Genomic DNA, 12,054 nt, shown 5'->3' with positions numbered 1-12,054 from the left:
TACACTGAGTTTTTCGCGTTAGGCTGGGCAACAAAGTAAGATAGGCCCAATGCAGATCTATGCCGCTCCAGAATATATTGTCATATTCGATATTTGCTAATTTCATTACTGCCCACCAAGTAATTTGCATCTAACAGCATGTTTTAAGCGTTAAATTTAGAACTTAACGCAAAAATAAACGTGTTTTGCTGCGTATTTATTAAATTGGATTCAAACTGACTAGGAGCAGATAAATCAAGCTGAAGTTTAATCTACCAACATTGCAAAAACAATCTATTTTGTAATAGCTGCTTGCGTTGTAAAAAGTAAGTCATTCGCCAGCTAAAACTATTTGCTGGCATCTATTACTAGCTTTAATCGCAATTCGCCGTATAATGCCAAAAGAAATATCAGCCCCTATGCCAACCAATCTGCGTAGCGGTCCTTACCCTTAATCTTCTTGATTCTCAAATCACTTGAATGATTATTACATTGCCTTCCTCGATTGGTTAGCTTCAAAAGTTATAGGTCGGCTTAAATTCCAAGCTGGAGCTTTATACTTTGACAACTGAAACAACCCTTAACTTTAACGAGTTAGGCTTAGCAGAACCCATTTTGCGTGCGATTAACGACGCGGGTTACACCACACCAACCCCAATTCAAGCTAAAGCGATACCGCAAGTATTAAGCGGTGGCGATTTACTCGCCGGCGCACAAACCGGCACGGGTAAAACCGCTGGTTTTACCTTACCAATTTTGCATTTGCTCAGCCAGAAACCTGCTGAAAATTTGAGTAAAGGTCGCCCACGCTGCCTGATGCTAACGCCAACGCGCGAGCTTGCAGCGCAGATTGAAGAATCGGTAAAAACTTACGGTAAATACCTGCCGCTGACTTCTACCGTGATTTTTGGTGGTGTAAATGCCAACCCACAAATCGCCCGTTTAAAAAAACCACTGGATATTTTAGTCGCCACGCCTGGCCGTTTGCTGGACCATGCCAATCAAAAAAACGTGGATTTATCGGGCGTTGAGATTTTAGTATTGGATGAAGCAGACAGGATGTTAGACATGGGCTTTATCCGCGACATTAAAAAAATATTGGCAATGTTACCTAAACAACGCCAAAATTTATTGTTCTCAGCAACTTTCTCAGACGAAATTAAAGCTCTAGCCGATGGTTTGTTGCATAACCCGGGTTTTGTTGAAGTAGCACGCCGCAATACTGCTTCAGAGCTGGTGGAACAAACCGTGCACATGGTTGCACAAGGCCATAAACGTCAGTTGATGAGCCACCTCATTCAACAAAACGACTGGAAGCAGGTGCTGATATTCACCCGCACCAAGCACGGCGCGAACCGTTTGGCAGAAAAACTGGTTAAAGATGGCATTCAATCTGCGGCAATTCATGGCAACAAAAGCCAAGGCGCTCGCACTAAGGCTTTGGCGCAATTTAAAGACGGTAGCATGCGCGTGTTGGTTGCAACCGATATCGCCGCACGTGGCTTGGATATTGACCAACTACCGCAAGTAGTAAATTTTGAATTGCCAAATGTACCAGAAGATTACGTGCATCGCATCGGCCGTACAGGCCGCGCAGGCAGTAGTGGTGCAGCGGTTTCATTGGTCGATCGTGAAGAATTGAAGCTATTGAAAGACATTGAAAAACTGATTAAACGCGAGATTCCAAAAGTACAGGTTGAAGGCTTTACTCCATCGGACAAGCCTGAACCTGAGGCGCCCCGCTCAACGCAAGCCCACGGCAGACCACCCCGTGGGCATGGCCAAGGTCAGCAACGTAAAGCGCACGTGCAATCCGCTTCAGAAAACAATGGCAGCAACCCGAGTGCTGGCCGTAATCAAAATAGAAATAACGGACAGCGCAATGGTCAGGCACAAGGTAGAAGCCCTGCTGGATTAAGCGCAGAAGGTCGCCCACTGCAAAATAGCCCCAAACCTACGCAAGGCCAAAATACAAAAAACTTGTCGGAAGCAGCACGCCATCAGGCCATGCCACAGACTTCATTATTTGTGCCCCCTAGCCCAAACCGTCGTCCGCCAAATCGCCCGAATGAAACACGAGGCACGGGCCGAACAAATACCAACCCTAACAGCACGCATAGAAGCGGTGGCAGGGGTCGGTAAATCATGTTTTACAAAATAGAGACGGCCAATTTAGCGAATGAAACAATAAATCATTGGCACCGATTAAGCTGGCATTTCTGAAAATTTAAAAAATAGATTAAAATTCTACCCATAGTATTTTTACAAACATTGACTTAAAACAGCACAAGGACAGCACCATGCAAGTTGCAATGAACACAGTAGTAACAATGACTTACGAGCTAAAAAATTCAGATGGCGAAGTGCTGGAATCCAGCGCAGAACCAGTAGCTTACTTGCACGGTGGATACGATAATATTTTTCCTAAGGTGGAAGAAGCGATACACGGTAAAAACGTGGGTGATACAGTCATTGTTGATTTGCAACCTACAGATGCCTTTGGCGAATACGACGAAGAATTAGTGCAAATTGAGCCAGCCAGTGCGTTTCCTGCCGCAGAATTAAAAGTGGGTATGCAATTTGAAGGCGAAGACGAAACAGGCGATGTGATTTTATACACCGTGACTGAAATCGCAGATGGTAAGGTAGTAGTAGACGGCAACCATCCTTGGGCGGGTGAGCGTGTAATTTTTAGCGCAACCATCACCGCTGTGCGCGCCGCCAACAAAGAAGAAGTGTCACATCAACACGTACATGGCGCAGGTGGCCATCACCATTAACTAATTTTTTGTGGGGGTATCGCATGAAACTTTTCGTGCTGAAAGCCTTAAACTGCCTTTTTTTCGGGAGCTTACTGGCGTTTAGTCAGCATTTACTAGCCGATGATTCATACAAATGTGGTGGCCGTTATCAAGATACTCCTTGCAAAAATTCTCTGAAAGCTAAACCTAGCACGGCTAATTCCGCCTCCAAAAAATCAGCCACCCTCCTTGTAAAGACTAATTGTCAACAGCGTGGCGAAGTAGCTAAATCAATCGCCAGCTTACGCGATACCCGTAAAACGGAAGCGCAGCAATTGCAATCCACCACGGATAGCGATTTGCAAGCCCTGATTCGCGATGTGTATAACCGTGGCGGTTCTGCCTTACAAGTGCAGTCCAGGGTTGAGCGCGAATGCATGCAGCAGATTGCAAAAGATAAGCTCACTAAAAAACAATGGGCAGAATCAGAAAAACTACGTAGTGCTGGCGAGGATAGTTTAAACGAAAGCAACCCAAAATTAGCGACTCCGGAAAAGGCGGAAATTACTGAAACATTTGCGACGTTGGAAGTAGCCGAGCCTGAAGTAACAACGCAAAACCGAACCGCAACTAAGCCTGTACAAGCAAGTTTACCCGCACAAAAAGTCCAAACATCTCCTGCGGAACCAGAAGTTAAAACCACGCCACCCGCATCGATAAAAGCAAAAACCGAAGCCAAAGAGGCTGTGCAGGGTGATGAGTTGGGTATCTGCAGCGCGTTTAAAGCGGGGTTGGAGAATATTGCAAGTGAACGACGTAAAGGCGGTGATGCCGCAACATTAAAAGAGCTAAAGCAACAACAAAATCAACTCAAAAATGAAATGAAATCTGCTGGTTGTTAACCGTCTCTATTAGCCTGTGATTTGCTTCAGTTTATACAGCAATTCCAGCGCCTGCTTAGGCGTTAAATCATCTGGCTGAATCGTTTCTAGTTCAGCAACAAGGGGGTGCACCAGCGCAGGAGCTTCTACAAATGCTGTACTAAACATGTCGGGTTGATGGCTATGTTGAGCAATTTGATTATTCTCAAGTTGTACAAGTTTTCGTTTTGCGCTTGCGACTACTGACTTGGGAATACCTGCCAGTTGTGCCACCTGCAGACCGTAACTTTGGTTGGCGGCACCCTCTTCTACTTTGTGCATAAACACAATATTGCTACCATGCTCAACCGCATCAAGATGCACGTTTGCAGCTTGCTTAAACTCATCAACAAGCCGCGTGAGCTCAAAATAATGCGTAGCAAAAAGTGTAAAGCTACGATTTTTTTCTAAAAGTTGTTTTGCCACAGCCCAAGCTAAACTTAAACCGTCAAAAGTGCTAGTCCCACGGCCAATTTCGTCTAATAACACCAAACTTTTATCGGTAGCGTTGTGTAGAATATTCGCTGTTTCCGTCATCTCCACCATAAAGGTCGAGCGACCGCCTGCCAAATCGTCAGATGCGCCAATACGCGTCATAATACGGTCAATTTCACTAATTTTCGCCGAAGTTGCTGGCACGTAGCAACCACAATGCGCTAGCAATACAATCAAAGCCGTTTGACGCATAAAAGTGGATTTACCTCCCATATTGGGCCCTGTAATCAACAACAGTTGCCGATAAGGATTTAAGGTAACGTCATTCGCTACAAAAGGCTGTGAAATATTTTCTACCACCGGGTGACGGCCATTCACAATTTGCAAACCAGCCTCTGTGGTAAATTCGGGGGCGACGTAATTCAAAGCAATGGCGCGCTCGGCAAAACAACATAAAACATCTAGGCTAGCAACCGCACCGCTATTGGTCTGCAGGGCAGCGATAAATGGCAGTAATTGCTCTAATATTTCCGCATACAACAGTTTTTCACGTGCAAGCGCACGGTCATTTGCGCTCAATACTTTATCTTCAAACGCTTTAAGTTCTGGTGTAATAAAGCGCTCTACGTTTTTAAGGGTTTGGCGGCGGCGATACTCAGCAGGTGCCGTTTCAGCTTGCGTGCGGCTCATTTCGATGTAGAAACCATGCACGCTGTTGTATTCGACTTTTAAATTGCTAATGCCCGTGCGCGCTTTTTCGGCGGCTTCATATTGCAATAAAAATTCACCGTGATTGTTCTGCAATGCGCGTAATTCATCGAGTTGTGCATCGTAGCCATCCGCAATGACGCCGCCATCGCGTAGCACCGTACTTGGCTCTGACTTGATAGCAGTCGTGAGTAAACTCACTACCGCATCTGGTGCAGTCAAGCTAGCCTCGAGCGTTTGTAGCAGGCTAGTTTGGGCATTTTTTAATTGCACCTGCAAAGCTGGCAACTGTTGCAAACTCATAGCCAAACCTGATAAATCCCGTGGCCTGGCTGTTTTAAGGGCAACTCTTGCCGTAATGCGCTCTATATCGCCAATGGTTTTAAGCGACTGCAATAAATCAGAAGTTACCTCTTGTTGAATCAACTCAGCAACGGCCTCCAGTCGCTTAGCTACCAAATTTCGGTCTTGCAAGGGATGATGCAGCCAATGGCGCAGCAACCTCGCGCCCATAGCCGTTTGTGTGGTGTTGAGTAGGGAATACAGCGTAGGCGCAGCTTCTCCGCGCAAGGTCAGGTCAATTTCCAAGTTGCGGCGAGTAGCGGCGTCGAGCTGCACATAAGCACTTGTCACTTCAATGCTAATCGCGTTGATATGCGGCAAGGCTGTGCGCTGAGTATGCTTTACATAATCCAGCAACGCGCCTGCAGCGCAAATTGCTGGACGCAAATCAGCACAACCAAAGCCATTTAAATCAAGCGTGTTGAGTTGTTTAGTAAGCGTATTAAACGCACTGTCAAAATCAAACTGCCAAGTCCCTAAACGTTTTTTAGCAACTTTACTGGCAGCTAGCGCTGCATGCTGAAAATCATCTGCCAATAAAATCTCGCTAGGCGCAATACGCTCAATCTCTTGTGCCAGCAAGCCAATGGCTATTTCACTCAAAATAAACGTGCCAGATGCGAGGTTTAAGCGCGCTAAACCAATCACCCCGTCAGCTTGATATAGGCTCAATAATTGACTATCACGTGTGTCTTCCAGCAAGGCAGTATCGGTTAAAGTACCTGGCGTTAAAATACGTGCCACTTGCCGATCTACAGGGCCTTTACTGGTTGCAGGGTCGCCAATTTGCTCGCAAATTACCACTGCTTCACCCAATTTAGCCAATTTGGCCAAATAACCTTCAGCCGCATGATACGGCACGCCTGCCATTTTGATCGGAGCGCCATTGCTGCTACCACGATGCGTAAGCGTAATGCCTAGCAAACGCGAAGCTTTCTCCGCATCCTCAAAAAATAATTCGTAAAAATCACCCATGCGATAAAACAACAGCATGTCAGGATGTTGCGCTTTTAAGCCAAGGTACTGGCGCATCATGGGCGTATGGTTTGAAATTGGGCTGTCTTGAGTATTGCTCATTATCGAAACAGTCAGTGAGGCTTATCTGGCAAAGTATTCGGCGATACTTTGGGCGGAAAAATGAATTCACCTGGATGATTATTCAATCTGCTTCCGAGATTACGTAAAAGCAGTCGCCATTGCTTAAAGCGCACTTTACGTGACTTCATGGCGACATACAAAGCTAAGCTAAAACTCACGGTAAGGTTTACTAATCCAATTAACACCAGCGCCAAGGCCGCGTAGGCTACCGCTTGCCAGCTCAGCATAAAATTTAAGCCAACTGCAGAAAATCCGACAAAAGCGGATGAAAAGGTAATATGTCGAATGTCGAAAGGCAAACCAAATAGCACGCCGATGGCTGTCATGCCGCCCAACAAACAACCAAAGTAAAAGTTTCCCGCTAATGCGCCTAGATTATTTTCAACATAAGTCGCAACGCGATCTAATCTCGCTACGCCAAGTAATTTTTGCAACCAATTTAACGCGCGTAAGCGTTGCGGGATTTTGTTATAGATTGCCAGATTGTCGTGATAGCCAGCGATTAACCCTGAAAAGAACAAACAAACCCCGGCAATCGCCGCATAAAACAACGCACCGCTATTGGCAGGATCGATATCGGCCAATAAATGCTGGGCTTTTTCAGGGCTGATAAAATGCTGTCCGCCAAAATGAAACACGCCCCAGGCGATTAACATGGCGACGGGAATCGCCAACACCACATTGCCAAAAATGGCTGCCGCTTGACTGCGCATGGTGCATGCTATCATGGCGACTAATTGATCCATTTCTTTGGATTTTCCATCACTGGCATCAATACTGGCCGCTATAGCGGCCGCAGTCATGGCGGGCTGCTTGGTTGCCACGGTAAAATGCAGAATATGAATCAGAATGAAACCCAAGCCGTAATTTAAACTAAATAAAATTGCTTCTGTAAGCGGTGCAAAATGCTGCTTGGCCAGCAGGATCTTAAGCATGGCCATCACCGCCACAATGACACCTGCGCCCATCGCTGAACGCATTAAGGCAAAATAATCACTACGGTTTTCGGTAATGTAATGCTCACCCGTGCGGCTGGCGTTTTCTGTTACACGCAGCGCCATTAACTCCACATTCTCTTGCCAGTGCTCACTTAAATCATTTTTATGGCATTCGCTATACACCAGCGCTTTAAATAACTGCACTACTTCTACATTTGCGGCCCTGCCTGCGTTCAAATGGTGGATGATATCGAGCAAGGTATCTAAACGCTCAATTTGCTGCGACATACGCTGCAACAACAAGGTGAGCTGAATACTGGTACCCGTTTGCGTGCTATTGCGTCTGATTTTATTGATAATGGTGTTGCATTGGTCAAGCATTACCAAAATATGTTTAATATCCGCCGCATCTTCAGTATCACTCGTCACATCAGTATGTTCAGCCATGCCATTGCGGGTATTGCTACTAGTTGCAGCTAAAAACTTAGCTAACTCAACATGCTGTGTCACAAATGGTGAGTCATGCAGTTCAAGATCAGGATGATTGCGTAAAAACTCAGGCTCTAACCCTAGCGCGGCAATGCGGTAAGACAGCACCTGCGTTGCTTCCAGCAAATTTTGTCGGCATGGCTCCGTGCTGGCTTTATCCGCATCTTCAAAGCGAATAGTAATAATTAACTGCTCCCAAACTTCGTCAGGAACCGCTAAAACCCATACTTCATCGCTTTGTTTAGCAAAAAAAAGTGCAAATAAATCAATTAAATAAGAACGATCAATCGCCTCAGGTAAAAACTTATGCGAAAGTCGCCGACGCATTTCGGTAAAAAACCCCGAAAACGCCGAATGACGCGCCACTAAAAATAAGGAGATAGGTTTATGTTCGCACAGTAAGCTTAATATCGCTTGGCGAAGCTGACGCGCCTTTTCAGGATTAGTATTGAGTAAATAACAAAGTGCTTGAATCGATTTAACCGCCACGTCCACCTGATGCGCCTTGGGCGGCCGAATTTCTGCAATCAGTTGGGCGATAAAATCTGCGGTTGACTGCGGCGACTGCATACATTCGCCGTTATGCCTTGCAAACACTTGTTCTAGCATCGTTATTTAGGTGTTTTCAAATCTTCTGTTAAATGTGGGCTTAACGTTTGTAGTATTTGCGCAAACACTTTTGGGTTGGCCGCAACGATATTGCCGGTTTTTAACCAACTTTCATTGCCTTCAAAATCGCCCACAATACCGCCTGCTTCTTGCACAATTAAACCGCCCGCTGCAATGTCCCAACTAGATAAATTAATCTCAAAAAATCCGTCTGTCCAACCCGCCGCTACATAAGCCAAATCAAGCGCGGCTGAGCCTGGGCGACGAATACCCGTGGTTTTTTTAATCATGTCTTTCAGCATCGCCAAATACGTGTCCAAATGTGTGAAATCACGAAATGGAAAACCTGTTGCAATGAGCGAATCTTGTAATTTAGCGCGACTGGTGACACGAATACGCTTATCGTTCAAAAATGCGCCGCGGCCTTTGGTCGCGGTAAATAAATCATTACGCACTGGATCATAAATTACCGCTTGTGTGAGCAGCCCTTTTTGCTGCAAAGCGATTGAAATACAATATTGCGGAAAGCTATGTAGAAAATTAGTCGTGCCGTCTAAGGGGTCAATAATCCAGATGTTGTCAGCCGTTTGATTACTTTCTCCACTTTCTTCACCCAAAAAGCCGTGGTCTGGGTAGGCATCTTTCAGCACATCAATAATCGTTTGCTCGGCTGCGCGGTCTACATCGCTCACAAAATCATTGTAAGTTTTAGATTGAACAGTGAGCGAACCGACGTCTTGCGAGGCACGGTTAATAATAGCGCCCGCTTTGCGCGCGGCTTTAACTGCAATGATGAGCATTGGATGCATAACGAATAATCTTTAAAGAACTGATAAAATGCTATTTTAGCATTATTAGGCGCATCCCCAAATTGTCACAGACCATATTTAATAATATAAGGGTTGTTCTTTGCCAAACTAGCCATCCAGGCAACATTGGCTCAGCCGCGCGCGCCATGAAAACCATGGGCTTGAAGCATTTGTACTTAGTTAAGCCCGACAAATTCCCCGATGCACACGCCACCGCCCTCTCTACTGGCGCGGCAGACTTGCTTGAAAATGCCATTGTGACGGAAACCTTAAGCGAAGCACTTACTGGCTGCGCCCTCGCCATTGGCATGAGTGCGCGCAAACGGCAAATTTCGCACGAGCTAGTGAATGTGCGAGAGGCCGCCATGCGAGGCAGTAAAATAGCGGCTTCCCAGCCTATCGCTTTGGTGTTTGGCACCGAGATGAGCGGTCTTTCCAATGCGGAATTAGACTGCTGCCAACTACTCGCTATGATTCCTGCTAACCCAGAATACAGCTCACTGAACCTAGCCGCTGCAGTACAAGTAATGTGTTACGAAATCCGCATGGCTATTCTTGAAGGTAAGCTAGAAGAAAATACAACTGCAGAATACGCCACCAATGAAGCATTAGAAGGCCTATACGCACACCTTGAAGATACACTTATCAAAATTGGTTACCTCAACCCCAAAGCGCCAAAAAAACTCAGTGAGCGGATACGCCGCATCTACGCCCGAGCTAAACTGGAAAAAGAAGAAGTGAACCTACTTAGAGGGATTTTGACGTTAACCATAGATCCTAAAAAGCATAATAAATATTAAATTCAACGAATAGCATATTCACATAAAACTGGACCCGCTCTGGTCCATATTCAAACCAAGCTTATTTTTGTATGATGCAACGATGAATAACACTTTGAACTGGCAAGGTATTGACCTTAATTGGGCTTACGCAGATTTGCTGTCACATATCACGCGTCAAACCAGTTGTGTCCATCGCGCGCGCGATGTGTTGCACGATGCAATTGTGTGCTTTGCTTTATCCAAAAATGAATTTCGCCATACCGCACCTAAGGCTTATCTACACGGCATTGTCAGCCACTTGCTCGTTAATGATTTTCGCTATTTTGCCCGCCATTTGAATGATGAAATCATTGACGCGCAATTGCATAAAGCCGAACTTAGTATCGCCTCAGCCGAGCACTTGGCTGAAATCAGGCAACGCTTGCAACTGTTACAAAGAATTATCGACACGTTGCCACCGCGTTGCCGTGAGGCTTTTTGGCTGTTTCATGTGGAAGAATTAAGTCAAAAGCAAATTGCAAGCAAACTCAATATCAGCGTGAATATGGTTGAGCGCCACATTATTCGTGCAATGCTCGATTTGCGCGCAGCAAAACATCATTTAATTTAAGTTTTGTTGTCCATGTCAGCTCAATTTTCAGCGCAAAGTAAAGCACCCTCCAATATTAGCGAAACCGCCGCCCGTTGGTATTTGCACATGCGCGACGCCGCGGTTGACGCGCCAGAACATAGCCAATTTGAAGCCTGGTTAATGGCAAATCCAATGCATCAGGCAGAATATGAAAGCATTACAGAAACAATGAAAACGCTGAGTTCTAACGAGCAGCTAGCAACATTAGCCAACGCCTTAGAACAAAAAAAGTCTCAAAACAAACTAGCGCGTCAGCATAAAGTTAAAAAAGCGATGAGCGCAACTTTTGCAACATTAGTGCTAGGTTTTGGCGCATTGTTTTCAGCGCAACAATACCAACACTGGCAAGCAACGCCTACCATGCAAATGGCCGCTAACAACCCAGTAGACAGCATTACAACACAAACCCTAGACGATGGTAGCCAAGTCACATTAAGCGCCAATAGTGAAATGCAAGTGGTGTACTATCGCCATCAACGCCATGTGCAACTTGCAAAAGGTGAAGCCATATTTGAAGTCGCCAAAGATCCAAATCGCCCATTTGTCGTAGAAACCAATATGGCTAAAATTACGGTACTCGGCACGCACTTTGCGGTCAATCAGTTCAGCCAATTTGTACGCATCAGCGTAGATCATGGTCGCGTGCAAGTTGAAGCAAAATTCCCAAGCAACCCACAAGACTAAACAAAAACGCCCGAACCAGCGCTAATTTTAACCAACCAGCAAGTTGCAGAAATCTCGACCACACACGCACCAACCCTGATTAAGCGCAACGCGAATGACGCCTTTAGCTTCAAAACTGGCAAATTGGTATTTGATACAGCAGACACGCAAGAAGTTGCAGAGACGCTCTCACGTTATCGTCAGCGCCCAGTCATCGCGCAAGGTCAATCTAAACGCGACATTTCTGCCGTGATTCAAATTAAAGATGCGGAACAGTTTTTACAAGGTCTCCCCAATATTGCGCCTGTAAAAGTATCAAACAACGCGACAGAAACGCGCATTATTAGCCAAACAAAATAAAAAACATTTCATTCTCAACATCAGGGTTTTGCTCGCTCAAGCGATATAGCAGTAATACAAAATAAATTCGCGAGGGTTTCACCTTGAAACACAATAAGAAACATAACAGCAAAAGCACTATTGCGGCCAGTATATTTGCCAGTTGGGCGTTACTGGCTTGGCAACCCAACGCTGTTGCAGCAGAACTTAATACGCAACTGCCACAAGAACAAGATTCAATTTCTTTTGCGCCCCTACAAATCAGTCTCCCCAGCCAACAATTAAGCACCTCGTTAAAAAAACTGGGCGACATGGCGGGGTTAAATATTGCCTACAGCAATGAATTACTCCTCGGCAAAACCGCACTAGCCATACAAGGAAAAATGTCCGCTAAAGAAGCTTTTCAAAGGTTGCTATCAAACTCAGGTTTAGAAGTAAAGGTCGAAGGCACTACGGCCTATATTAAAAAAAGTGTAGAAAAAATCAGCAATACCAATGAATTCAAGCTCAACAAAATCCAAGTACGCGCCAAGCGCTTTCATGAAATTGGCCCTTTGCGCGGATAAGCACT

At 45.5% G+C, this 12,054-nt stretch carries 11 protein-coding genes; 8 read left to right on the top strand and 3 right to left on the bottom strand.

What is annotated here, in order from left to right; genetic code table 11:
• Nucleotides 1-540: 540 nt before the first annotated feature.
• The 3 genes from HOO90_RS09305 to HOO90_RS09295 all read left to right on the top strand — a co-directional run bounded on the left by HOO90_RS09305 (nucleotide 541) and on the right by HOO90_RS09295 (nucleotide 3,622).
• On the top strand, nucleotides 541-2,121 hold the full coding sequence (locus HOO90_RS09305) for a DEAD/DEAH box helicase (protein ID WP_292842358.1): 1,581 nt from the start codon (nucleotides 541-543) through the stop codon (nucleotides 2,119-2,121).
• Nucleotides 2,122-2,279: 158 nt separating this feature from the next.
• Complete coding sequence (locus tag HOO90_RS09300) at nucleotides 2,280-2,759, top strand: peptidylprolyl isomerase (protein WP_292842356.1); 480 nt, start codon at nucleotides 2,280-2,282, stop codon at nucleotides 2,757-2,759.
• 23 nt (nucleotides 2,760-2,782) lie between these two features.
• Complete coding sequence (locus tag HOO90_RS09295) at nucleotides 2,783-3,622, top strand: hypothetical protein (RefSeq protein ID WP_292842354.1); 840 nt, start codon at nucleotides 2,783-2,785, stop codon at nucleotides 3,620-3,622.
• 9 nt (nucleotides 3,623-3,631) lie between these two features.
• Here HOO90_RS09295 and mutS read toward each other — a convergent pair whose 3' ends face one another.
• From mutS to HOO90_RS09280, 3 genes are read right to left on the bottom strand one after another with little or no spacing between them, the layout of a single operon-like run.
• A complete protein-coding gene (mutS, locus tag HOO90_RS09290; RefSeq protein ID WP_292842352.1) occupies nucleotides 3,632-6,202 on the bottom strand; it encodes a DNA mismatch repair protein MutS in 2,571 nt (856 codons plus the stop codon).
• Between the two features lie 11 nt (nucleotides 6,203-6,213).
• A complete protein-coding gene (locus HOO90_RS09285) occupies nucleotides 6,214-8,259 on the bottom strand; it encodes a site-specific recombinase (protein WP_366928756.1) in 2,046 nt (681 codons plus the stop codon).
• Between the two features lie 2 nt (nucleotides 8,260-8,261).
• Entirely contained in the window at nucleotides 8,262-9,068 is an 807-nt protein-coding gene (locus tag HOO90_RS09280; RefSeq protein ID WP_292842350.1) for an inositol monophosphatase family protein, read from the bottom strand.
• 62 nt (nucleotides 9,069-9,130) lie between these two features.
• On the opposite strand from HOO90_RS09280, the gene HOO90_RS09275 reads away from it, so the two are divergent.
• The 5 genes from HOO90_RS09275 to HOO90_RS09255 all read left to right on the top strand — a co-directional run bounded on the left by HOO90_RS09275 (nucleotide 9,131) and on the right by HOO90_RS09255 (nucleotide 12,049).
• On the top strand, nucleotides 9,131-9,868 hold the full coding sequence (locus HOO90_RS09275; RefSeq protein WP_292842348.1) for an RNA methyltransferase: 738 nt from the start codon (nucleotides 9,131-9,133) through the stop codon (nucleotides 9,866-9,868).
• A gap of 82 nt (nucleotides 9,869-9,950) precedes the next feature.
• Complete coding sequence (locus HOO90_RS09270; protein WP_292842346.1) at nucleotides 9,951-10,460, top strand: RNA polymerase sigma factor; 510 nt, start codon at nucleotides 9,951-9,953, stop codon at nucleotides 10,458-10,460.
• A gap of 12 nt (nucleotides 10,461-10,472) precedes the next feature.
• Entirely contained in the window at nucleotides 10,473-11,165 is a 693-nt protein-coding gene (locus tag HOO90_RS09265) for a FecR domain-containing protein (protein WP_292842344.1), read from the top strand.
• Between the two features lie 123 nt (nucleotides 11,166-11,288).
• On the top strand, nucleotides 11,289-11,504 hold the full coding sequence (locus HOO90_RS09260; RefSeq protein WP_292842342.1) for a hypothetical protein: 216 nt from the start codon (nucleotides 11,289-11,291) through the stop codon (nucleotides 11,502-11,504).
• An 83-nt stretch (nucleotides 11,505-11,587) separates the two neighbouring features.
• Nucleotides 11,588-12,049 carry an STN domain-containing protein gene (locus tag HOO90_RS09255; RefSeq protein WP_292842340.1) on the top strand — a complete coding sequence of 154 codons (462 nt, stop codon included), beginning with the start codon at nucleotides 11,588-11,590 and terminating at the stop codon, nucleotides 12,047-12,049.
• Nucleotides 12,050-12,054: the final 5 nt, after the last annotated feature.

Source organism: Methylotenera sp., assembly GCF_013141425.1.
GTDB lineage: Bacteria > Pseudomonadota > Gammaproteobacteria > Burkholderiales > Methylophilaceae > Methylotenera.
Note: the sequence above shows the minus strand (reverse complement) of the source record. Positions and strands in the feature narration are given on the sequence as shown.

Bases quoted from the DNA above. Each gene is read 5' to 3' on its own strand.
- HOO90_RS09280 (WP_292842350.1), bottom strand. From the start codon at position 9,068: ATGCATCCAATGCTCATCATTGCAGTTAAAGCCGCGCGCAAAGCGGGC.
- HOO90_RS09270 (WP_292842346.1), top strand. From the start codon at position 9,951: ATGAATAACACTTTGAACTGGCAAGGTATTGACCTTAATTGGGCTTAC.
- mutS (WP_292842352.1), bottom strand. From the start codon at position 6,202: ATGAGCAATACTCAAGACAGCCCAATTTCAAACCATACGCCCATGATG.
- HOO90_RS09285 (WP_366928756.1), bottom strand. From the start codon at position 8,259: ATGCTAGAACAAGTGTTTGCAAGGCATAACGGCGAATGTATGCAGTCG.
- HOO90_RS09265 (WP_292842344.1), top strand. From the start codon at position 10,473: ATGTCAGCTCAATTTTCAGCGCAAAGTAAAGCACCCTCCAATATTAGC.
- HOO90_RS09295 (WP_292842354.1), top strand. From the start codon at position 2,783: ATGAAACTTTTCGTGCTGAAAGCCTTAAACTGCCTTTTTTTCGGGAGC.
- HOO90_RS09300 (WP_292842356.1), top strand. From the start codon at position 2,280: ATGCAAGTTGCAATGAACACAGTAGTAACAATGACTTACGAGCTAAAA.